Annotated in this window: 22 protein-coding genes; 10 read left to right on the plus strand and 12 right to left on the minus strand. The window is 34.2% G+C overall.

What is annotated here, in order from left to right:
- Nucleotides 1-424: 424 nt before the first annotated feature.
- Nucleotides 425-1,312, minus strand: coding sequence for a helix-turn-helix domain-containing protein (locus tag AC4GZ8_RS05200; protein WP_491080737.1), 888 nt, complete (start codon nucleotides 1,310-1,312; stop codon nucleotides 425-427).
- Between the two features lie 298 nt (nucleotides 1,313-1,610).
- Between AC4GZ8_RS05200 and AC4GZ8_RS05205 the strand changes: the two genes are divergently transcribed.
- The 5 genes from AC4GZ8_RS05205 (at nucleotide 1,611) to AC4GZ8_RS05225 (ending at nucleotide 8,647) form a co-directional block, all read left to right on the plus strand.
- Nucleotides 1,611-2,942 (plus strand): ABC transporter substrate-binding protein, encoded by a 1,332-nt coding sequence (locus tag AC4GZ8_RS05205; RefSeq protein WP_491080738.1) that lies wholly within the window; start codon nucleotides 1,611-1,613, stop codon nucleotides 2,940-2,942.
- 81 nt (nucleotides 2,943-3,023) lie between these two features.
- Entirely contained in the window at nucleotides 3,024-3,989 is a 966-nt protein-coding gene (locus tag AC4GZ8_RS05210) for a carbohydrate ABC transporter permease (protein WP_491080739.1), read from the plus strand.
- 15 nt (nucleotides 3,990-4,004) lie between these two features.
- Nucleotides 4,005-4,829 carry a carbohydrate ABC transporter permease gene (locus AC4GZ8_RS05215; RefSeq protein ID WP_491080740.1) on the plus strand — a complete coding sequence of 275 codons (825 nt, stop codon included), beginning with the start codon at nucleotides 4,005-4,007 and terminating at the stop codon, nucleotides 4,827-4,829.
- A gap of 48 nt (nucleotides 4,830-4,877) precedes the next feature.
- Nucleotides 4,878-6,830, plus strand: coding sequence for a glycoside hydrolase family 127 protein (locus tag AC4GZ8_RS05220; RefSeq protein WP_491080741.1), 1,953 nt, complete (start codon nucleotides 4,878-4,880; stop codon nucleotides 6,828-6,830).
- 158 nt (nucleotides 6,831-6,988) lie between these two features.
- Entirely contained in the window at nucleotides 6,989-8,647 is a 1,659-nt protein-coding gene (locus tag AC4GZ8_RS05225; RefSeq protein WP_491080742.1) for a DUF6259 domain-containing protein, read from the plus strand.
- A 1,272-nt stretch (nucleotides 8,648-9,919) separates the two neighbouring features.
- On the opposite strand, the gene xerS is transcribed toward AC4GZ8_RS05225, so the two are convergent.
- The 3 genes from xerS to AC4GZ8_RS05240 all read right to left on the minus strand — a co-directional run bounded on the left by xerS (nucleotide 9,920) and on the right by AC4GZ8_RS05240 (nucleotide 12,970).
- Nucleotides 9,920-11,005, minus strand: a complete 1,086-nt coding sequence (xerS, locus tag AC4GZ8_RS05230; protein ID WP_491080743.1) for a tyrosine recombinase XerS — start codon at nucleotides 11,003-11,005, stop codon at nucleotides 9,920-9,922.
- Nucleotides 11,006-11,239: 234 nt separating this feature from the next.
- A complete protein-coding gene (locus AC4GZ8_RS05235; protein WP_491080744.1) occupies nucleotides 11,240-12,262 on the minus strand; it encodes a phosphotransferase enzyme family protein in 1,023 nt (340 codons plus the stop codon).
- 267 nt (nucleotides 12,263-12,529) lie between these two features.
- Nucleotides 12,530-12,970 (minus strand): NUDIX domain-containing protein, encoded by a 441-nt coding sequence (locus AC4GZ8_RS05240; RefSeq protein ID WP_491080745.1) that lies wholly within the window; start codon nucleotides 12,968-12,970, stop codon nucleotides 12,530-12,532.
- A 396-nt stretch (nucleotides 12,971-13,366) separates the two neighbouring features.
- On the opposite strand from AC4GZ8_RS05240, the gene AC4GZ8_RS05245 reads away from it, so the two are divergent.
- Complete coding sequence (locus tag AC4GZ8_RS05245) at nucleotides 13,367-14,092, plus strand: class I SAM-dependent DNA methyltransferase (RefSeq protein ID WP_491080746.1); 726 nt, start codon at nucleotides 13,367-13,369, stop codon at nucleotides 14,090-14,092.
- Between the two features lie 97 nt (nucleotides 14,093-14,189).
- Here the strand turns inward: AC4GZ8_RS05245 and AC4GZ8_RS05250 are convergent, their stop codons facing one another.
- Complete coding sequence (locus AC4GZ8_RS05250) at nucleotides 14,190-14,900, minus strand: Crp/Fnr family transcriptional regulator (RefSeq protein ID WP_491080747.1); 711 nt, start codon at nucleotides 14,898-14,900, stop codon at nucleotides 14,190-14,192.
- Nucleotides 14,901-15,001: 101 nt separating this feature from the next.
- Here AC4GZ8_RS05250 and AC4GZ8_RS05255 point away from each other — a divergent pair, with 101 nt between their 5' ends.
- Nucleotides 15,002-15,343 carry a DoxX family protein gene (locus AC4GZ8_RS05255; RefSeq protein ID WP_491080748.1) on the plus strand — a complete coding sequence of 114 codons (342 nt, stop codon included), beginning with the start codon at nucleotides 15,002-15,004 and terminating at the stop codon, nucleotides 15,341-15,343.
- Between the two features lie 100 nt (nucleotides 15,344-15,443).
- On the opposite strand, the gene AC4GZ8_RS05260 is transcribed toward AC4GZ8_RS05255, so the two are convergent.
- From AC4GZ8_RS05260 to AC4GZ8_RS05275, 4 genes are all read right to left on the minus strand, one after another.
- Nucleotides 15,444-16,037 carry a dienelactone hydrolase family protein gene (locus AC4GZ8_RS05260; protein WP_491080870.1) on the minus strand — a complete coding sequence of 198 codons (594 nt, stop codon included), beginning with the start codon at nucleotides 16,035-16,037 and terminating at the stop codon, nucleotides 15,444-15,446.
- A gap of 140 nt (nucleotides 16,038-16,177) precedes the next feature.
- A complete protein-coding gene (locus AC4GZ8_RS05265) occupies nucleotides 16,178-16,882 on the minus strand; it encodes a class I SAM-dependent methyltransferase (RefSeq protein WP_491080749.1) in 705 nt (234 codons plus the stop codon).
- A gap of 184 nt (nucleotides 16,883-17,066) precedes the next feature.
- The gene (locus tag AC4GZ8_RS05270; protein ID WP_491080750.1) at nucleotides 17,067-17,807 is read right to left on the minus strand and encodes a class I SAM-dependent methyltransferase; all 741 of its coding nucleotides are present in this window, start codon (nucleotides 17,805-17,807) and stop codon (nucleotides 17,067-17,069) included.
- Nucleotides 17,808-17,967: 160 nt separating this feature from the next.
- Nucleotides 17,968-18,240 (minus strand): hypothetical protein, encoded by a 273-nt coding sequence (locus AC4GZ8_RS05275; RefSeq protein WP_491080751.1) that lies wholly within the window; start codon nucleotides 18,238-18,240, stop codon nucleotides 17,968-17,970.
- A gap of 391 nt (nucleotides 18,241-18,631) precedes the next feature.
- On the opposite strand from AC4GZ8_RS05275, the gene AC4GZ8_RS05280 reads away from it, so the two are divergent.
- Nucleotides 18,632-18,844 carry a hypothetical protein gene (locus AC4GZ8_RS05280; RefSeq protein ID WP_491080752.1) on the plus strand — a complete coding sequence of 71 codons (213 nt, stop codon included), beginning with the start codon at nucleotides 18,632-18,634 and terminating at the stop codon, nucleotides 18,842-18,844.
- Between the two features lie 204 nt (nucleotides 18,845-19,048).
- Here the strand turns inward: AC4GZ8_RS05280 and AC4GZ8_RS05285 are convergent, their stop codons facing one another.
- A complete protein-coding gene (locus tag AC4GZ8_RS05285) occupies nucleotides 19,049-20,044 on the minus strand; it encodes an LLM class flavin-dependent oxidoreductase (protein ID WP_491080871.1) in 996 nt (331 codons plus the stop codon).
- A gap of 252 nt (nucleotides 20,045-20,296) precedes the next feature.
- Between AC4GZ8_RS05285 and AC4GZ8_RS05290 the strand changes: the two genes are divergently transcribed.
- Nucleotides 20,297-21,208 carry a DMT family transporter gene (locus tag AC4GZ8_RS05290; RefSeq protein ID WP_491080753.1) on the plus strand — a complete coding sequence of 304 codons (912 nt, stop codon included), beginning with the start codon at nucleotides 20,297-20,299 and terminating at the stop codon, nucleotides 21,206-21,208.
- A 61-nt stretch (nucleotides 21,209-21,269) separates the two neighbouring features.
- Here the strand turns inward: AC4GZ8_RS05290 and AC4GZ8_RS05295 are convergent, their stop codons facing one another.
- Nucleotides 21,270-21,644, minus strand: a complete 375-nt coding sequence (locus AC4GZ8_RS05295) for a nucleotide excision repair endonuclease (protein WP_491080754.1) — start codon at nucleotides 21,642-21,644, stop codon at nucleotides 21,270-21,272.
- 264 nt (nucleotides 21,645-21,908) lie between these two features.
- Between AC4GZ8_RS05295 and AC4GZ8_RS05300 the strand changes: the two genes are divergently transcribed.
- Nucleotides 21,909-22,202, plus strand: coding sequence for a Dabb family protein (locus tag AC4GZ8_RS05300; protein WP_491080755.1), 294 nt, complete (start codon nucleotides 21,909-21,911; stop codon nucleotides 22,200-22,202).
- A 48-nt stretch (nucleotides 22,203-22,250) separates the two neighbouring features.
- On the opposite strand, the gene AC4GZ8_RS05305 is transcribed toward AC4GZ8_RS05300, so the two are convergent.
- The gene (locus AC4GZ8_RS05305) at nucleotides 22,251-23,327 is read right to left on the minus strand and encodes an alpha/beta hydrolase (protein ID WP_491080756.1); all 1,077 of its coding nucleotides are present in this window, start codon (nucleotides 23,325-23,327) and stop codon (nucleotides 22,251-22,253) included.
- Nucleotides 23,328-23,439: the final 112 nt, after the last annotated feature.

Raw genomic sequence — 23,439 nt, forward strand, 5'->3', positions numbered from 1 at the left:
GTAAGATTCGGCAGTAATTTTATGGAGTGATAGAAACAAAATCTATTAAAAAAGTGGCTTCTAAGGAGCATATGAGAAATCACAAGCGAAAAAGTTAATTGGTAGTAATTTAACTTAGGATACAAACCTCTGTATTGATTGGTGGAGAGATTATAAAATATACATTATACAAAAATAAAGAAAAATCTTGTTAAAAAGTCAGTTAAGATTTCTTACTTAACTGACTTTTTCTTGTTTGGAGTAAAGTACTTGAAACTGTGGATTACTTGCAATCGGCATCCTGAACGAGAAGTTAATTATTGAAAAAAGTCAGATTCCTAGCTAGCCCTAAACATAGGACAAAAAGTGCAATTTAGCTAAAATACATTTTGTAACTTTCTCAAGGATTAGCTTTATAAATATGCTTTGACATATTAATTTGTTATTATCTGCTATTAAAATGTATTTTACTGTAAGCTTTGCGATACTGGCTAGGTGTCATTTTTTCATACTTTTTAAACAATCTCATAAAATACTTTTCATCCATGATTCCGACTTGATTGGAAATTGCCTTAATGTTCATCTGAGTTCCTGTAAGTAAATCCTTTGCTTTACTAATTTTTAAAGAGTGTATATATTCTTGAAGTGTTTTGCCTGTTTTTTGTTTGAAAAAACGTGATAAATAGTCCTTATGATAGCTGAATTTTTCGGCTACATCTGCTACCGTAATTGCAGAGTGGGAATTAACTCTGGTCCATTCCATGATTCGATTAATATTAAAGTCACTCTCTGAATCATTATTTGGCAATACAGACTGTGATATGGTTTGTTCAGATAATTCAATCAAGAGAGAGGTCAACAAGTAATCCATACTGAGCCTAGTGTAATAATGAGAATTATCGACATGAAGTAATTGGTTTGAAAGTATGTAAAGACGCTGGATAGCGTTAGGAGTAGCAAATTTAGGTATTGAGATATCTTTAACGGTTCCACTTTTAAATGGGTCTGTTCTAATTTTCATGACTGCCTCTTTACTAATTTGCTCTTTAATCAAGGCGTCGGGACATAAAAAATGGAACCAATAAAAAGATACATGCTTATTACAAATTTTGTACCCATGGTGTAAATGATGAGGAAATAATAGTAGGGTTTGGCCAGGCTTCACCTCATATTTTATTGAATCCTGTTCGATATAAAGTGTTTCATTAATACCAATAATGATTTCAAAACTATCAATAATCCTTTTAGAATGTGACCAAGGAATCTCAGTTATAAATCGACCACCCGAAACATATTCAACGGGCTTTTCAATATTTAACATTAAATATTGCATATAAAAATCTCCTAGTTAAAAGTAGTTTAATAAGAAGAAATGCTAAAAAAGGTATAAACATTTTTCTGAAATTATCTTTTTATACTTTCTTTAACAAGTCAATTTTGTCTACCTTTTGTTATGAACGGACTACTTACAAGCTAATTAAACGATGTTACTATTACCACAAGACAGCGCTTTCAATACACCTCTTAGTGAATGTGATGGATTTGGTGGAGGAACAAGGTGGTGATATAAGCTTTTAACAAAATTATACCAAATATTCAAAATTTTAAAATGATCTAGGGGGGAAGTTTTTATGAAAAGATTGTATACTTCATTTCTTGGTTTCGTTTTCATAATTTCGATGATCTTAGCAGGGTGTAGCAATAGTTCAGGTACTGAAACCACTTCTTCTGATTCAGGGGCAGATTCAAACTCAGAAGATGTCATAACCCTATCATTCATGGGATGGGAAGCAAGCCCTTTAGAAACGGAAAGTGTTAAGAAAGGCTTAGAGCAATTTATGGCAGAAAACCCAGGAATAAAAGTAAAGTATACACCAGTTCCTGGTGAACAATATTCATCTAAACTTTTAACTATGATGGCTGGTAATTCTGCACCTGATGTATTTTTCGTTTATGCTGATCAGTATCGTGACTTAGTTAACCGTGAAGCATTGTTGGAACTTACTCCAAAACTTGATGAGGAAGTTGCATTAGAAGATTTTATTCCCTCTTCACAGTCAATTATGGATGTAGATGGCAAGGTTTATGGAATTAGTAGTACAACTGTATCTCCGGTTCTCTTCTATAACAAAAAGATTTTTGACGAAGCTGGAATCGAGTATCCTTCAAGTAATCCGGCTGAATCTTGGACTTGGGAAGAATTTGTCGATGTTGCTGAAAAATTAACCATTAAGGAAGGAAAAGATATAAAACAGTATGGGGCTTATGGGTTAGAAATACTCGGGTCTACAACTGCATTTTTAAGAAATAATGGTGCGGATTTCTTTAACGAGGATGGTTCCATTGCCTTAAATAATTCAGAGGCAAAGGAGAGTTTGGAAGCAATTAGGAAACTTAGGGAGGATGGTATCACTCCTGCTGCTCAAACATTAGAGAATAGTGGGATGAGCGCACCACAAATGCTACAAACAGGGAAAATTGGCATGATGATTGAAGGTTCATGGGCTTTACAGCAGCTTGCAACTATGGGATTCCCTGTAGGAGTTGCTCCATTACCGAAATTTGGTTCTGAACCAAGTACGCATGGATCAGCACACCTTCATTCTGCATCTGCAAATACAAAGCACCCAGAAGAGGCTTGGAAGTTAATTAAATTCTTGTCATCCAGGGATTATCAAAACCAATTGATTAAAGAGGGTCTATGGATGCCTAATAGAGTGGATATGTATTCAGAAGAAGGAGTTAAAGCCTGGCATGACCCAAAAGTTCATCCAGAAGGGTTTCTAGAATTGAACTCATTTTTCAAAGATGCTGAAGCTTATCCCTTTGTAACAATTCAAAAGTATGTTGTTCAGGATATTGTTTCAGAGGAATTTGAAAAATATTATAACGGTGATCAAAATGTTGATGATACATTGTCTAACATTGATACTAGAGTAGCGGAGGAACTTGCCAGAAAATAGGAAGTGAATAAATGATTTCATAACAAAATGAAGCTCCTTAGCATTCGCGAAGGAGCTTCATTAAAAATGGGGTGAAAAATGATGCTACCTGAGAAAAAAGGAACAACAAACAAAAGTGTTGTTGCTGAACCCTCTATAATTCGAGGAAAGCAAGAGATAAAAAAAGGGAAGTTAACAAGTCTTTTTTATAAAGATGGAACATGGGCGGTTATTTTTCTATTACCTCACTTAATTTTGTTTTTGGCTTTTATGCTTATACCTGTAATTGCATCCTTTATATTAAGCTTCACAAGCTGGGACATGATTAGTCAAATTGAATGGGTAGGGTTTGGAAACTATGTTGAGCTGTTTAATGATGAAATTTTTATCGAAGTTTTCTGGAATACCATTTATTTTACAGCAGTCTCAGTTCCAGTAGGTATATTTATTTCACTTATTTTAGCAGTTGCACTTAATCAAAAAATTAGAGGGATTAAGTTTTACCGAGTTGCTTATTTTTTACCTGTTATTTCTTCTATGGTAGCGGTAGCGATAATATGGCAATGGATTTATAATCCCGAATACGGATTTCTAAATTTTATGTTAGGAATCGTGGGGATAGATGGCCCCAACTGGCTGAGTAGTCAATCTTGGTCAATGCCGGCTGTTATCGTAACAAGCATTTGGAAGGGGTTAGGGTTTAATATGCTAATCTTCTTAGCAGGTCTGCAAGGGATCCCTGATAGCTATTACGAAGCTGCAGAATTAGATGGTGCATCGACCTGGGCAAAATTCAGATTTATTACAGTTCCGTTACTGTCTCCGACAACATTTTTTATAACAATCATGGCAGTTATTAATTCCTTCCAAGTATTTGATACCGTTTACTTGATGACAGGTGGAGGTCCTGGCCGTTCTACTTCGGTATTAGTGCATTATTTATATCAAAATGGATTTGAGTATTTTAGAATGGGCTATGCTAGCGCAATGGCATATGTGTTATTTTTCTTGGTTTTTATCATTACTCTAATTCAATTTTGGAGACAAAAGAAAAACAGTCTTTATTAGGAAGGAGGATCTTAGGTGCAAAAAAGTCTAAAAGTAAGAGCTTTGTCCCATATTTTACTTAGCCTTGGTGCAATAACAATGATTTTTCCATTCATTTGGATGCTTAGTACATCATTAAAAGATATTAGTGAAGTATTTACCTTCCCACCAACTTTATTTGGAGAGACACTTAAATTCGATAACTATGCAGCTATATCTGACCGATTTCCTTTTGGCCAGTTTTTCCTAAATAGTACGAAGGTAACCACTATAGTAGTTATTGCTCAATTAATTACGGGGTCTATGGCAGGGTATGCCTTTGCCAGGTTGAAATTTCGTGGAAGGGACGTACTTTTCGTAGTTTATTTAGCAACCTTGATGGTTCCTGCGCAGGTTACAATGATTCCAAACTTCATCACGATGTCTCATTATGGATTAGTTGACACACATGCTTCGTTGTATCTACCACAAATGGCAAATGCTTTTAGTACCTTTTTATTGCGTCAGTTTTTTTTAACGATTCCAAATTCACTAGTGGATGCTGCAAAAATTGATGGGTGTACTCCATTTGGAATCTACTGGCGAATTTTTCTACCACTATGTAAACCTGCCCTTGCAACATTAAGTGTTTTTGTCTTCATGGGTGCCTGGAACGATTTCATGGGACCACTTGTTTTTATCAATTCTATTGAACAAATGACACTACCTCTAGGGCTTGCTTCGTTACAAGGAATGTATGGAACGGATTGGCCGGTATTGATGGCTGGAACAGTTGTAAGTATTTTGCCGGTAATAGTTCTGTTTCTATTGGCACAGGATTTATTTATAAAAGGTGTTACATTATCTGGGTTAAAAGAGTAGTTAATACTCTATTAATAAATAAATTTATAGTGAAGGAGCTATTAAACTATGAAAAAGATTGAAACAAAGATGTTAAAAATGAAACCAATTGAATTAAAGGATGTTAAAATCAATGATAAATTCTGGAATCCATGGCAAAAACTCGTGAAGGATTCAATTATTCAATATCAGTGGGATGCACTAAACGACAAGATACCAGGTGCTGAACCAAGTAGAACGATTAAAAACTTTGAAATAGCTGCTGGAAGAACAGAGGGTAAACACTATGGAATGGTGTTCCAGGATAGTGATTTATATAAGTGGATGGAAACAGTTGCATTCTCACTTTCTACAGTTAGAGACGAAAATTTGGAAAAGATAATGGATAATGTCATTGAATTATTGTCAGATGCACAAGAGGAAGATGGTTATTTAAATACTTATTACTCTGTCAATCATCCTGATAAAAAATGGACTAATTTGAAAAACGACCATGAACTTTACTGTGCTGGCCATTTAATTGAAGCAGCAGTAGCTTATTATAAAGCAACTGGGAAAACAAAAATCATTGATATCGTAAGCCGTCTTGTTGACCATATTGCTTCTGTTTTAGGGGCTGAAGAAGGGAAAAAGGCTGGATATCCTGGTCACCCTGAGATTGAGCTGGCACTCATAAAGCTTTACCGCCTAACTGAAGATGAAAAGTACCTTAATCTATGTAAATTTTTTATTGACGAAAGAGGAAAAAATGGGCCACATTACTATGATGTCGAGAAAGAAGCTCGAAACAATCTGAATAATAAAGATAATAGGAAGTATGATTACTTCCAGGCACATCTTCCGGTGAGAGAGCAAAAGACTGCAGAAGGCCACTCAGTAAGAGCAGCCTACCTTTATAGCGGAATGGTTGACCTTGCTACTGAACTAAATGATGAAACACTTTTAAGTGCAAGTCAGACACTTTGGGAAAATACAGTTAATAAAAGAATGTACATAACGGGAGGAATTGGTTCTTCAGCATACGAAGAGCGCTTTACTGTAGATTATGACCTTCCTAATGATAGAGCTTATACAGAAACCTGTGCAGCAATATCCCTTATTATGTGGGCTCAACGCATGGTACAAGTTGATGTAGATCGGAAATATACAGATATTTTAGAGCGAGCTTTGTATAATGGTGCTTTGAGCGGAATCTCTCTGGATGGTAAAGGTTATTTTTACGTAAATCCACTGGAAGTATGGCCTCATACTGCCAACTTTCGTCATGATATGAGAACTGTAAAAACGACAAGACAACAATGGTTCGGTTGTGCTTGTTGCCCTCCTAATATTGCTAGACTGCTTGCTTCTCTAGGCTCATATATTTACTCAACCAACGAATCAGAAGTATATGTACATTTATTTATCGGTGGAGAAACATCATTTGATATCAACGGACAAACAATTCAGTTAAAACAGGAAACCAACTATCCTTGGCAAGGAAATGTAAATTTCACTATAGCTTTGGACCAACAAGCAGAATTTGCGGTTGTCATTAGAATCCCTGGCTGGTGTAAGGAAGCAACCATTAAGGTTAATGGTCAAGAAGTACCTTTTACAGAAGAAAATGGATACGCAAAAATTAAAAGAGTATGGGCTACAGGTGATCAAATTAATCTTAATCTTGATATGCCTGTTGAAATTGTACGTTCCCATCCGGAAGTGAGAGAAAATGCAGGTAAGGTTGCATTACAGCGTGGTCCTGTTGTGTATTGTTTCGAAGAAGAAGACAATGGAAAAAACCTTCAGGATCTTACAATTTCTACAAAAACCAAAGTGAGTATAGACCATGATAAGCTCTTGCTAAATGGTGTAGTCGTCTTAACTGCGCGAGCAATGCAGACAAAGAAGGAGGAAATTCAGGATAACTTATATCAGACTTATTCTTACGAGAGAGTACCAACCGAAGTTAAGGCTATTCCGTATTATTCCTGGTGTAACCGTGGTGAAGGTGAAATGCTTGTATGGATAAGGGAAGATTAATAGACATGATTCTATGAAAATAGGTGGAAATCCCGTAAGGTAGAAACTAGAGGGGGATAAAGCCCCTCTCTAGGTGTTTTAGGTAGCTGATAGAACAATTCAAATTCATGGGAATTGAATTGTTTCAAATATATTAACTATTTGAAGGAGGAATTAAAGTGTATACAATTGGTTTTGATTTTAATGACACGGTTATCCAAGTAAAAGAACTTCAATTTGCTGTACGGTTATTTACGGAGAAGAATGTGTATGCCCCAGATCCAGACCGAGTTGTAATAATTGAAGAGGAAAAGCGGGCATTTTTAAAAGCTACTGGTCTATCATGGGCGGGAAATCAAGAGAAAGCTGACGGGGAAATCGAGTTGGAAATTACAATTGGTAAAGATGGGAGATATGAGATTAACTCAAAGGGGAGTCATAAAGACGAACTTTGTAAATCAATTTTGCTTCAGGTTTTTAATATCAATATTAAGTCTATTCAATTTGATCAGTATAAAGTTGAAACAATATCAGATTTAAGCGTAAAGCGAGATATCAAAGCAAAACACTATCCAAGTGGAATAAAGATGCCACTTGTTTTTGCAGTGGATGGTAATAATCAAAAATGGTTCGCCTTATCAAAAGATGCACGAATTCGTTCTAAACGATTTGCCAGCCACTATGATCCATATCTCGAGACTCAAGTATTGGATTTGTCACATGAGGAAGATAAAAGATATCAAACAAAGGAGATAACGATGCCGACTTGGCACATAGGACGTTGTGATAATATTGATTCCGTCATTTTAGAACGTTGTAAAGATTTGGAAAACAACTTCGGTCTCGTCCCATATGATGAAAGGACTGATACACCAGAATGGTTAAATGATATAAAGCTGGTCACTATTCTTCATGGAGAACATTGGACAGGACATATATTTAATACATTTGCAAACATGGAGAAATCATTAGAGTGGATTACAGAAAGAATCGATGGGAAACAAGTATTGGCATTTTTACCTGGCTGGGATGGAAGATATTATTATAATTATCCTGAATATGAACCAAGTGAACGTATGGGAGGTAAAGAAGGGTTCAAACACTTTGTGGAAAAAGCTCACCAGTTAGGTGTAAAAGTTGTCCCGATGCTTGGTGCCAACAATGCAAATATTGAAGTTATGAAAAAATTAGGTCTTGAAGATGCTGTGCTTCGTGATCAATGGGGACTTGAAAAAAGGTGTGATTGGGTAGATTGGGACTATGATCTAGCAACAGAAAATAATTGTATGCTTGCAAATATGGGTCATCCCGGGTATTTACAGCATATGATTGAACGCTCAGATTACTTAGTGAAATCATATGGAGTGGATGGTATTTTTCTAGATATTACAATAGGTTGGGCAAACGATCCTAATTTTTCACCATATGAAGGTACAGTTAGTTGGACAAAGGAAATAAAAAAGCTACATCCTGATCTACTTCTCTTTGGAGAAAATAGCTATGATGCACTTTGGGGCATTTTTTCAATCTTTCATGAGATAGGCTATCCATCTGGTCATGGGCAGGCATTATATCGATATGCTAAGCAAACCCATTATCTAGCAGCTGCAGCACCTGGTAAAGGATCTGGTGGAATTCATGAATTTGCCTTTAATCAAAATGGTCTACCATGGGAAAGGGAAGTGCCAGAATTAATCCCAACTTTATCAGTTGTTTCAGATACAATTGGCTCTAAAGGGGCAGAATTTTTAATAAGGCAAGCCAAAAACTGGAGGCAGTCTTACCCAGGTGTCTCAGGTGCAAATTTAAAAAAACACTCAGTTTCAGAAACCATCTAAAATAAGCCAACTTTTTTGGAAAATAAATAGGTAGGGATTTTGGCGATATAATCTTACTACTTAACGATTCTAATGGATAAATAAGATGTCTATATGACCAGCCTTCTTTTAATTTTAGTCTTTCTACTTCAGGTTTAATTCTTCTGTATAGGTTAAAAAGCTTGACCTTTCTTAGCCGTAAAAAAATCCCCTTCAGGTAGACTATAAGAACATTTTATAAGTCCTCTTTTTTTCTTGTCTACCTGAAGGGGATAATACCAACTTCCATGCGATCACTATCCTCTTTTTAACTTCAAAAGCTTATGAGTAAGTGAAGGTAGGGAGCTAATACCAGGTAAAAGACTATATTCTAAACCAAGGTTAAATTTACTAACTCTTGCTTTCTCATTCCGGTCGTTGCTAAGAGCTTAAACATGGTTTCGTTTCGAAGGGAGAGAGGACCCTAATCTTTTTCTAAGGAGGCAAACAATGTTTGAGTTCCTCCGTATTCATATAGCCGTGTAGTTTTGGTGTTGAATAAAGCGGCGAACAAGGGAGGGGGAGGATCATCCAAATCTGTTGAACGCTTATGATTCTGCAAGAAATTAAGAAAGATGTTTAAATCACTTTCATAGCTGCCTAAGGTATTTACGGAATAATTTTGTTCAACTTCACCCCAAATCTGGACGACCGGAACTTTATATCAATGTTTATTATAGGAACTAAGCCAAATTCACTGAATATCCATTCCGTCTCACTATCACAAGTAATCTAGGGTTGTGAGACAGAACTAAAGATTTTTGACCCAACTTTGTATAATATATATTATGTAAACTAGAATAAAAAATAATGCCAAAAAAGATATATCTTCTATTAGATTATTGTTTGTTTTATCACTGTGTTTTATGTTCTACACACTTGTTCATTCAATCTTTTCACATTTTAGCTCAACTATTCCCTTAAGTTTAGTTTAATTAACGATCCAATTCATTTTTATATTCGACTTTTGAATATTAATTGCTGGTTATGATTAAATTGATAATAAGCAACAAAAAATAATCATAACCAAACTGAATTTTTTGTGAGATAATAATACTATCCTTATAAAGAAAGTTGGAAATTTGTGAAAAACAAACAAAATAAATTTGAAGTTAACGAAAAGGTATATCTCAAGGCAACGAAAGAAATTGTGACCATTAGTAATAGTAGTTATGTCGAAAATATGAAGCGTTTTTCTTATACACTAAAGGAATATCCAAATACCTTTTATTTTGAAGAAGAATTAAGTTCTATTTAAATTTCATCTTTCGGCATATCCATTCGATCTACAGCACTTTTCAAGTCATCATTTCGAATATGTGTGTAGATCATGGTTGTTTGGATTGATGAGTGCCCAAGTTGTCGTCGCAGCTTCGGTACATCATTAATTTCAGAATGATATCGTGTAGCAAATGAATGTCTTAATTTGTGAACGGATAATGATGGTTTTCCGAATGCTGCAGCATATTTTTCAATTAATTTTTCGATTGATCTGGCTGTTAATCGTCTTGATTTGCCTTTTGGACCCATTGGAGCTGCTACGAATAGGGCTTTATTGCTTTTTTCGACTTTATAACGAGATTCTCTAATTTTAAGGTATTCTTTCAGATCATCCATTGCAATTTTACTGAAGAATACGTATTGCTCTTTGTTTCCTTTTCGGATAACGCGGGCTGTATACTTGCTGAAATCAATGTCATCAAGATCAAGATTAACGACCTCTGAAAGGCGAAGACCTGACCCTAAAATCAAGGAAACAATGGCTGTATCTCGTTCCTGGTTTAACTGATAAAAATGAAATAGCTTCTTATTTTCCTTGTTTAGTTCACCATAATCGCAGGCAATAAACCGACGGAACTTCTCGTATTCATCTCCAAGAAGGATCTTTCCTTCAATCTTATTTGCAATCGTTTCCATACTGTCTTTTAATTCATTAAATTCAATTTTCGCCATAACATTTCGTTGTATATAAGGCTTAAGATCACGAGTTTCAGCGATGTTTTGCAAGTAGTTAAAAAGAGATTTTAGCGCTGATAATTTGCGATTTACGGTAATTTCTTTGTTATGTAGCTCGTATTGTAATACATATAAAAAGCCTTCAACTTGCTGTACAGTTAACGTTTCTAACAGTTCTAATGGAATGTCCTTTAGATTGCCAGAATAAAGCTGTTCAGACATGATCCAATTAAAAAAGATCTTATAATCATGACAATAATTAAGTAATGATGCTGCAGAAAGTTTTCTGCGTTTATGATCGATGTATTCTTCAACATACCAAGGTAATTCCTTAAGTAAAGCCTGTAATTTTTTATAATGCTGTTGCTGTGATTCTGTAGCCATAAAAATACACCTCAATACAAGATATTATACTTTTATTTATTACGTCAAATTTATATTTTACGTAATAATGTAGTTTACTTTATAAGTACTGATGGACACAATGATTTAATATCATTTAGTTCCTTTTCATGACATCTCTTCCAAATGTATAGATCTCCATTATTTAATTTAAAAATGGAAAAAGCGCTGATCCAGTTCGGTTCCGAATTAGCACTTAAAAAAATATTTTCGTTTTTAATGATTCATCCTCTTAATTTCGTCAACTTTTTCATGAATAGATTGATGCGGGATTGGTAAATAAGGTTGAAGCTCTATCCAGCTATGTTTATCTATTTCTGTTTTACTCGACTGAAGCAGTATTTGACTACCGTAATCTGCAATTTCTTGTAAACACCAACGATATAAGTAAAACTGGAATATTTCATGATTCATTTTTGTACTAGGACTGTGTAATAAATATTTAGATAGAAAGGATTTAAAATCTAATGGTTTGCCATCAACCTCGATAAAAAACATTAAATCCCTTTCGATTGGAGCAATTGCTATTTCTCCCCAATCAATGATATTAAGACTGCCATTTTCATTACGTAATATATTTGCAAAATTAGGATCTCCATGCGTAAGTGTAAATTTAATAGATGCTTCGGATAATTTTCTTTGCAAATTTTTCATTTTTTCAAGCGTCTCTTCTATATCCATTCTTTGCTTCAATAATAGTTCGGCCGCCTTATGTTTATAAAAATCTGAACCATAGTCATCTTTTTCTACTTTATGTAAAAGCTTTAATATTGTATTTTCAAAAGGATTTTGAAACTTTTCTTTAGGCAATTGATCAAAATTTTTAACATTAATATTGTGTAAATCTGCGATCATTTTTGCTATTTGTTCTAAGTTTTTATTAAATTCGCCTGTTTCGTATATTGATTTTCCTTTTATATATGGAAAAAGAGAAATCAAATGACCTTCAAATTCCACTATACTTTTATTATCTAAAGTCCTTACAGGTGCTACTATGTATTGTAATTTATAATGAAAATGTAAATCTGAAACGGCATCTAATGCAGTCAGATAATCATAATCGTTAGGCTTTTGTATTTTTAGAAAATAGTCTTTACCTTTTTCAGTTTTAACAAAATATCCATATCCTTCTTCACCTTTTGGAATAAACATTATGGAATTTATGGTCTCAATTGGATAAATAGTTTCTATAAAATGAGCTAATTGTTTAATGATAATTCCGCTGTTATCCGCTTTCATTATTTTCCCCCTTTCTATTCAAAGTGGATATGTTTCATACTATCTAAATCATTTTTTTCTTTATATTTAGGTTTTATTAATTCCTTTAATTCGTGTTCCATAAAATATACCTCCTAGTTCATACTATTTATATAGAATATAACACACTAAAGATTCCTCTTATTGGAAAATAAGTACTTTTTATTTTCAGGTTAAAAAGGAGCAACATGTTTAAATAACGACATTGCTCCATTTAATAATTGTTTTGTTACAGTAGTAAGAATATCACTAACGAATAAACGCCAAGTCTCTATTTGCAAGCGCATCTTGTAACCAACGGGGATGCATTTTTAATAAGTCTTCCGGTAGGTTATCTTGTGGAAAAAACTTAATTTCCAGTGACTCAGAAGAATTACATCGTAGTTCCCCGCCGATAATTTCAGCAAGAAAGCAGGTAGTTATAAAATGTACTACCTTTCCATTTGGATAAGCAAACACCTGTGAATTAGGGTCAGAGTAAACACCAATAAGCTTTATAATACTAATATCTAGATTTGTTTCCTCTTTTACTTCTCTAATCGCTGCTTCAGAAACTGTTTCACCTATTTCGATATGTCCTGAAGGAATCCCCCATCGTCCTACATCCGCCCTTTTTTGTAACAAAACCTGTTTTTCCTCATTCAACATGATCACTGCAACCCCAGCTTTTAAATCATCGATTGTTTTCATATAAAAATCCTCCCTTAAAATAATAAAAAAGGTCCGAAGAGAAAGATTTCAACGCATTACAAATACGCTGAACCTTTCCCCTCGGACCTTTTATGTCAATAGGTGCCTTTTACTTATTGTAAAAGATGTAGCCCTCGGTCACAGCCCTACCTAGTAGCGGAACCCTAGCTACACTTTTCCAGTTCATATATGATTTTACAGCTATTTCTATGAAAATAAAAGGATTTATCTATAAGATAATAATTTAGCTCTTATACTGAAAATGAATTCCTTAATCATATTCAATATTAACCACTCAATTTCCCCTTCCTTATCCGTGAAAAACGGAAAATTCAAACATATTATATGCTGTATCGTGTATAATTTTTAAAATGATATGTAAGGGGGAATTCTTTATTGGCAAACGTTGGTTCTCAATACTATGACAACCCGAAATTTTTTAATCATTATTCTATAAAGAGAGCATCAAAAGAAAATCCAAACGATACGATTGAAAAACCGATTTTTATAGAATTAATGGGAGATGTTTCTGAATTAAACATTCTTGATTTAGGGTGTGGCGACGGAAAGTTTGGAATTGATTTGATAAAACTTGGATGTAAAAGGTACCAAGGAATTGAAGGTTCAACAAATATGTATAAATCTGCCGTAAACAATCTGAGTGCATTTGCTAATGCTAACTTGATTCATTCAACAATTGAAGATTGGAATTTCCCTCAAAAGAGCTATGATTTGGTCGTATCAAGACTTGTATTGCATTATATTCAGGATATAGATTCGTTATTTGAAAAAATATATCATTCTTTAACTGATAGAGGTAAGTTTATCTTTTCTGTTGAACACCCTGTTATTACATCAACTATGCAGAAAAATGGCAAGAGAACATCTTGGGTAGTGGATAATTACTTTATTCCGGGAATGCGTGAACAACAATGGCTGGGTTCTACCGTTTATAAGTACCATAGAACGATTGAAGACTATTTTCAAGCACTAAAATCTAAAGGATTTAAAATTGAATTGTTAAAAGAATCGTTGCCTAAAAGAGAACACTTTGAAAATGTAGAAACCTTTGAAAGGCGTTTAAGAATTCCATTATTTTTATTTTTTTCTGCAACAAAATAAAAGCAATCTGAAGGATCTTCGATTGAGGATCCTTTTGCTGTTTGTTTTAATATCACCGTAAGCTTAATTTTTATGTCCATTGTACAGCATTCTCGTATCATTCCTCTTCTAATGCCTGTTTCAAACGAGCCAAATGAATTTTAAGCGGTTTGCGTTTCCCTTCTTTATAAACAATGCCTTCTTCAATCAAATCATTAAGTAGTGATGTTACTGTTTCACGAATGCTCCCCATCATCATGGCTATTTCTTGATGTGTGATTGAAATTTCAAGTTGAATCCAGTCTTCCTCTTTCGGTTTACTACTGGTTAATTCTCCCCCAAACTTTATTGCGAGTTTATGTAATAAAAATAATAGCCGCTTTCGAACACTGCTGTATGCCATATATTCCAATAGCTCTTCTACCTCTTTTAAACGATTCGATATCATTTCGATAAGCTTAAAGGATACACTTGGCCGCTCGTAAATGATTTTTTTAAATTGGTTTTTATCTATTGTGCAAATAACGGAATCTTCCCATGTTTCTGCATACAAATTTTCAGATCCTGTTGTAAATGAACCAATCTCTCCAAATATTTGACCTGTTCCTAATATATCAATCGTAAACTCTTTCCCATCATCAGATAATTTATATAAACGAACTTTACCAAACTTAATTAAATACAAAATCTTATGATCCATGTGTGGAGCTGAAATAATCGTTCCTTTATTTATGACCTTCATAGGAGTGACAGGTTCAATTTGTTTTAATTCTTCGATTTCCAACTCACTAAACATCTGTATTCTTGATAAATATTTAATCTTATCCATGTAATCCTCCTATTATTGTAGTCTAGACTACATTTTTTTGGAGTTTAGAAAGTTTATAATTTTTTGTAATGAAACACCTTATAAGAAAAGGAGGAAACGTTGTGAATTTAATAATCTTTATCATTCAATTCATTTTAATTTGTATCTTTGTACTGTCAATATCTATGAAATTACTACGTACAAAATCAATGGTCCAACATTGGAAAGAATATCGTTATCCAATGTGGTTCATGTATGTAACTGCCTTATTAGAGCTAGTAGGAGTGATTGGATTGGTTTTTGCATTTTGGATTCCGGAATTCATAAAATTTTCAGGTGTCCTACTTACCTTTCTAATGCTTGGTGCAATACACGCTCATTTTGTTAGAGCCAAGCATAAACCGATTATGGCACTCAACGCTTTAGTTATGCTTATCCTCTCTATTGTGCTCATCTTTGTTTAAAAGGTATTAAACAGCTTCAAATTATTTTAATAGATTAGGATTTTTGTTATTCAATTATAAGGGCAAATTCCATAAAGAAGAGCTCATTTTGTAAGTTAAATCAATGTTTTAGCAAAAAATCAACCATTCTGTTAAATGCTTCATGCTCTGAATTCGTATTATATTTTGGAGAGTATGGATCACTAAATCCGTGTTGGCCGTTAAATTTGTGTATCTCAATATCCTTTTTTTGTAGGCATAAAACTAACTCATCTACATTAAATGATTTCTCTTTTTCTGGAAAAAATAGCATTGTTGGACATAAAGGGTTTATTTTTAAATAGTTTCTAATTCGTGAACCATAGTATCCGACTATTCCATCGAGACAATCTATTTCACTGCACAACCAAGCAATAGTTGCCCCAACACTAAATCCAACAATATATACTTTTTCATATTTTTCTTTACAATCTAAAACTACCCTTTTAATTTCATCCGAAGCATACTTAAAACCTATATTCTCCATGAAATTCTGATAAGCAGCTTTTTCCTGTGAATATGCAAATGGTTCTTCTTGTTTTAATAAATTGGGACAAATAACATCATAACCTTGTTCTAATAATGAATGACAGATACTATTCATATGCTGGTTGATTCCATAGATCTCATGTATGACAATGATTACTTTGTTTGACTTAGAATGTATGTTGAGCACTTTAACCACAATGCTCCTTCCCTTTAGTTTAAAGTAAATATTGAGTTATTCTGTTGTGAAAATCAGCTACACTTAAATAAATAAGAAGCGTTACCTCTTTTGGAAGTAACGCCACTCTTATTATATATCCTAAATGATATTTATTTATCAATTTTTAAAAAGTGGGTTGCTGATGGCAGGAATCTAAAGTTCGTCTCCTTAGTGTTAGATTGGACTCCATCTGCATTTAATACTTCTATTAGTTCTTCTAAATGGGGATATAATTCGTCTTTAAAACCAACTAAAGGGTAAATAAAAATTGAACCACCCTTTTTTGTAATCCTAACCATTTCCTGAATAGCAGCTAAGTGGAACTGAAAATCGAATTGTGCTTGATACAGGAATAAAAAGTGATTACAAAAAACGTGTGAAAACGTACCATCATCAAAAGGTAAATTAGGTAATTTTGCTGGAATGTATTGATCCTTGTTTTCATCTGATTTATAGCTATTAATGAATTGTTTAAAGGAACGGTTTCGGATTTCATCATGATGTTCCAAGTTTTTGTAATAGTTCCATACGAAAAGATTTTCATTTTGGGATAACTTATGGGAAGCAATGTTCATTTCATTCTTTCCAAGAGTGCCGATTTCTTCACTTGAAAGATGATACAAAGGGTCAACGGCTATCGCATTATATCCCCTTTTATTTAATTCTGCTGTGAAGGATGAAGCACCTGAAGCAATATCAAGTATTTTTCCTTCTCCGAAAACATGTTGCTCTAACATAAACATTTCTTGATACTCTTCGTAAGAGCGACAAGTCATCGCCACTCCTGTTTGAGTATACAACTCGGTTTTACTCATGTCTCATCTCACCTTTCTCATCTCAACTAAGCTAAACTGGTCTAACAATATAGATTATTCTATAAATAATATTGAATTCCTCTTTTTAATTATTAAAGGTTAAAAAATACACCAGTACGAAAAAAACCGTTCCTACTTTTTGCAGGAACGCCATTAAATTTAAACACAATAAACGGTCAGCTAATTATACATTTTTCTTTTCTGACGAAATCATTAAAAACATAGGCCTTCGAAACTCATCCTTCATTCCAGGGTTCCTTTTTAACATTTCGTCAGAAGGGACAGATTCCTTAACAGCTCTAATCATAAAACCAGTGTCAATTAAATCATTTAAATAGGTTGAAATCGTACGATGGTATTTTGTAACACGTTCATTTAAGAATGTTGTTTCGCGAGCACCTTCTATTTGATAGTTGTCAACGGGCCAGTGCAGGCGGTTCCCATGCTCATCATAAATCCAATCTTGTTCATTCCGAGAAGTGAAAATTGGATGTTCAACTGAGAAAACAAAGCTGCCTTTAGGCTTTAGGACATGGTAAACTTTTTCGCTTATTGATTTAAAAGACTTTATATAATGAAATGCTAATGAACTGATAACAACATCAAATTGAGATTTTGAAAAATCAATGTCTTCAATTGGCTTTTTGATATACGTAATGAATGGATCATTTGTCATTTCTCGAGCTCTTTGAATCATTTTTTCAGAAATATCTATACCTATTACAGAACTTGCTTGCTGCTCCCTGGCATATCGGCAATGCCAGCCAAAACCACAACCCAAATCAAGTACATTTGTATCCTTTAAATCTGGTATTAATTCTTTTAATTGATGCCATTCTCCAGCACTTTCAAGCCCATTGACTGATCGTGGCATTTGTTCATATGCTTGGAAAAAATCAGGGTCATCATATTTATTTTGTTTCATTATCTTTACATCTCCTATTATTAAGATAGAATTCTAAAGCACTTATTTAGGAGGCTATTTATCTTTTTCTGACCATTATTTCCACCTCATTATCCTTTGAGATCACCACTAGGTGAATATCGATTACACGATTCATCAGCTATATATAAGGGCAAATTACTTACCCTGCTTTCTTACTATTTTTTATATTAGTTTTCAAATAAGCCGCAGATCCGATTACGGCAACAATACACGAGATAAAAAATCCAATTGCATATGCAGGGATATTTTTTGCATTTACACGATCATTTATCTCAAAACCCAAGAAATGTACACCTATGCCATCCCCATCAACATTGGTTCTTACATACCATAGTTCTATACCTTTATAAAAAAGCAATACTGCAAATAAAATCAAGGTAACTGGAAGGATCCATCGAAATATTGAAGTCATTTTTCTTAACTCCTTATGATTTTTAAGATAGTTAACCTATATTAAAGGTAGGGACACCTTCTAAACTCCCTACAAAGATTTTATTCTATAGATTTACCCGTTTTCCTTCTTTATCTGCCCTTTGTTTACCAAACATAAAATCTTTAACTATTTATATTTTAGTTCCCATTCCTAAGTACACCAACTCTCCTGTAACTCCTCCATTATATTTAACAAATTTTATCGACTATATATTTCCATTATGTTTTTGAAAAATGAAATAAAAATCATCCTTTAACAGAAATCCTGTGACCATTCATTTATCGTTTCATATCATATAATACTGAACTAACAGATGGAGATTATTTTAAGAAATCCTTTTTTGACAAATTGATAAAAAGGAGAATGATAGATGAGCATTGTGCATTTTGTGGAAGAAAATACGGTTGTGTTGTGCCAGTTGTTAGATCAAATTCCTACTGAGGACGATCCTGTAAAAATTAAAGGGCGTAAAGGTAAAGTCATAAGTGTAAAAAAGATGGAAGATCTTGTACAGGTGCATGTGTTTCTTGAGAAAAAGGTTAAAAATCAACCATTAAGCAATGACAAAAAGAAAAAACGCTAACACGTCAAAACCCCCTGACCTATTTTGGAATGGGGATTTTGTCTTTTGATCTTAAATTGAAACGGTTGCTGGTATATACGATCATCACATCTGGTCACGGTGCGTCAGTTGCCATTAATGTGATAGGTGAACGTAATGTTGATCATGATATATTTAAATTGAAAAACATGAAAAAATGCGGAGACTTACCAAGTCCCGCATTTTTTAAAGAAATTGTTCTGCTAATAACCTGTATGTGAGCAACTTTTCTTGAAAGTCATACGTATTATTGATAATCATGAATTCATCGGTTTGATAATATTCACTAAGTCTTAAGATTTCCTCTCTTACTTTCTTAGGAGTTCCAATGATTATTCTCTTCCTGTTTTCCGCTAATCTATCTTCCTCTTTTTTGGTTAGTTTTATATTCTTTGCTTCCTGAACAGGGAGAATATGTGTATCAAACCCTTTTTCAACAGCTAACAACCATATATCTTGACTAATGGCGATCTCCTCTGCCCTTTCCTGTGTTGGTGCACATATGACAAAAATACAAACGTTTGTTTTGTGGTTCAGGAGTGCATTTGATGGCTGAAAGTTTTCTCTGTACGTTTGCATTGCTCTTAACCCGTTTATTGGATTAATAAAATGACCATATGTAAAAGCAGTTCCCTTTTCTGCTGCTAATCTTGCTCCACGGTGAGTGACACCTAAAAGCCAAAGTTCCGGTAATGTGTCACTTACAGGATAAGCTTTTACATTATGGTAAGGATGAGAGTCTGGTATAGAGTTATCTAAGTACCCTTGTAGATCTGATATCTGTCTCGGGAATTCATTCATGCTTTTTCGTAAACTATCCGTTAATGCTAATCGTGTTGTTGGTGAGCCTCCTGGTGAACGGCCAATTCCTAGATCAATACGATTAGGATACAGTGTTTCTAATACCTTAAAGTTCTCAGCAATTTTATATGGACTATATTGCGGAAGAAGTACTCCTCCGGATCCGATACGAATTGAGCTTGTATTTGAAGCGATATGAGAGATTAAAATCTCTGGCGATGTCCCGGCAATTCCGCTTGTATTATGATGTTCAGCGACCCAAAACCGAGTGTATCCCAGTTCTTCAGATAATTTTGCTAATTGGACTGTTTGTTGAAAAGTTGTACTCGCAGTTTCTCCTTTTCTAATAACTGATTGGTCAAGAACACTTAGCTTTATGATCGTCACCTCTTTCTTAATACTGTTCTTTGCCTAGTCTAATATAAGACATTCAGTTTCTCAATTTTCTAGCATTAGAATGATCTCTTTCTGTAGTAAAGGAAAATTTTATTTTTTTAAAATATGTAAGAAATTCGATAGAATCGGTTACTTACTAATTATATTAAAAAATGAATTGCTCATTTATTTCCAATTTGATATATTAATAGAATAAAAATTCCGAAAAATCGATTAAATAGAGAGAGTGAAATAAGTATGAAGAAATTCTATGTCCTCCTATTCCTAGTGTTAGCAAACTTATTTTGGGCTGGTAATTATGTTTTCGGAGAGTACTTGGTAGCCGAAATGTCACCTCTTCAAATGACCTTTTCGAGATGGTTAATCGCTGTTTTCTTTTTAGTTCCACTTGCCCATTGGATTGAGCGGCCAAATTGGAGGAATGTTTGGAAGGAATGGAAGACCCTTTTTGTTTTAGCCCTGCTTGGAGTCATTAGTTATAATTTTCTGTTGTATGAAGCTTTACAATATACAACTTCACTGAATGCCGCGTTAGTGAATTCAATTAACCCTGCTGTAATTGTATTATTTTCCGTTTTATTTCTAAAAGAGAAAATTTCAATGAAAAATGGGATTGGTTTATTTGTTTCTCTTATGGGTGTCCTTCTTGTTTTAACAAAGGGTCAATTACATCTCATTATTCAAAACACGTATAATCAAGGCGACCTCCTTATGTTAATCGCCATCTTAGTTTGGACGATTTATTCAATCATTGGGAGGAAAACAAAAGAGATACCGCCGATTTCAGCAACTTCAATATCTGTCATTTTTGCGTTACTTATTATGCTTCCAATGGTAGTGGTCTCAAGTTCAGACTTTAATTTTCAATTAAGTCGACATGCGGTCATGGGTATTATCTATATGGGAATTTTTCCTTCCGTTGGTTCATTCATATTTTGGAATATGTCACTTCGTCAAATAGATGCGAGTAAAGCTGGGATTTATTTAAATTTAATAACTGTGTTTACAGCTATTTTCAGCCTGCTCCTTGGAAATCCCATAACTTTTGTCCAAATTATAGGCGGGTTGTTCGTTTTTATTGGAGTTTATTTAACCAGTGATAAAGGTAAGAAAGAAAAAGTTAAACAACTTTCAGCATTAGAAACGTAGATTCAATTGCTGAAAACGAAAAAGTGCTAGGCGTTTATTTACGCTTAGCACTTTTTTTGGTTTATTTATAAAATACCTTGTCCACATTATATTTTGCCTGAAGAGTATTGATGATATACGTTTCATATATTTCTCTTTCCATTGGATCTTCCACAATACAAGCGTCAATACGGTATACTTCATCTCGATGGTTTTTTAATGGTGAAACTGTGTCCTCAAGATGTTTTTTAACACGTTGTCTTAGTTTTCTTGCTTTGCCTACAAATAGGAGCTCGTCCTGTCTGTTGTAAAACATGATTACCCCGCCCTTATCCCTTGGGATTTCATGAAGATCGATAAATCCTTGAATGGATGTGATAACAGGTGTGTTATCTTGTTGTGGTTGTTTTCTTTTGATGATGGATACATCACTTTTTGGTATTTCAATGTTAATCAATTCGACACTTCCTTTAATCGTAGTTGTGAGATCATTTAACTATAGCCTTCCTTCTTATATTACACAATCTTTTTTTTCATACTATCAGAAAGTATAAGATTTTATTGATGATAGTATAAGAAAAATTAAGGATTTCGCCATTAGGACTTGGCTTTAAGCCAAGTTTTTTAATAATAATATCAGATAACGTGAATTGAACTTTTCTCCTGAATTATGCATAATGATAGGGAAAGATAAAAAAGGGTTTACATAGGAGGAGTAGCATTGGTTGAACATATTGTCATTTTTAAATTTAATGAAACAACAACTGCAGAGCAACAAACAGAAGCGATTCAAAAGTTAAAAGGTTTGAAGAATGAAATCTCTGGAATTTTAGATATTCAAGCTGGATTAAATTTTTCAGATCGAAGTCAAGGCTTCGAAGTTGGTCTTACAGTACGCTTTGAAGATAAACAAGCTCTTGAAGCATATGGTCCTCATGAAAAACATCAAGAAGCTGTTTCTTTCTTAAGAGAAATCGGTCTTTCAGACATCATCGTTGTTGATTTTGAAATCTAAATAAAGAGGATGATCGAAGTATACTTTGACTTGATCATCCTTTTTCTATTACCAAGACGTCATCACAGTTAATGCCTTTTTTCCAATTAAGAAGCCGCCAATGGCATAGGCCTCTCCTCGATCTTGAAGTTTTATTAATGCTGGTTGATCATCATTTATTGTTAAGTGATAAGGTTGATAGGTTGGTTTAGTTACAAAAGCATCGTTTAAATACCTAGCTGTTTCATCTAATGCTTGTTTTCCTCTATGCATGACCTCATAAAGAGATACAAATCCGTGCATTACACCATTATACCGAGAAGCTGTTACTGGAATATCGTATTCAGCTAATCGTTTTGCATAAGATTCTCCTTCATCACGCAGAGGATCAAATTCAGCTGTAATGATTAGAGCAGGCGGAAGGTTGGAAAGATCAGCATCAAGTGGTGAAGTATAGGGATTTGACCACATTTTTTCATCAGGGGTGTAATGTTCTCTTGCCTTTTCCATCACACTTCTTGATATAAAATAATAGCCACTATCATATTTTTCACGGGAAGAAAAAGGAACATCTTGAAAAGTTGTTAAAGGATATAGTAAAGCTTGAGCTGTTATCTTTGGTCCGTTTCGATCGCGAGACATCATTGCAACGACTGTCGCAATATTTCCACCAGCACTATCACCTGCTACAGCTATTTTAGATGGATCTCCTTGAAATAGTTCAGCATTCTTTTCTGCCCAAATAAGTGCCTCAAAGCTGTCCTCTGTTGCAGTAGGAAAAGGATATGTAGGTGCTAAACGATACCCAACTGAAATAACGACGCTTTTTGTTTTAGAGGCTAAAGCTCGTACAATATTGTCATGTGTTTGAATGTTTCCATATCCCTCTAAAAAAGCTCCTCCATGATAATAAAGAATAATAGGATGTGGGCCTTCTTCCTTTGGCTCATAGATTCTGACGGGTATTTCTGCTCCGTCATGCATAGGAACCGTCATGAAAGTTCGATTAAAGCGAGATTCACCGGATCTTGTAAATATTTTTGGAGCCTTCATGTCAGACGTTACAAGTCTTTCATTTACTGCATGTAAAAGGACACCAGTTTTTGCTGGTACTTTTCCAGCTTCAGTGTGACTCCAATATTCCACAGTCACAATTATTCCGACTAGACACGAAAGGAAAATGACGAAACATGAGAGGACGAATTTCTTTAGTTGTTTTAACATACAGGTGCTGTAATTCGCTTCCCTCCTCTTACAA

Source organism: Metabacillus sp. RB-C-LZQ-3-1 (assembly GCF_058315175.1).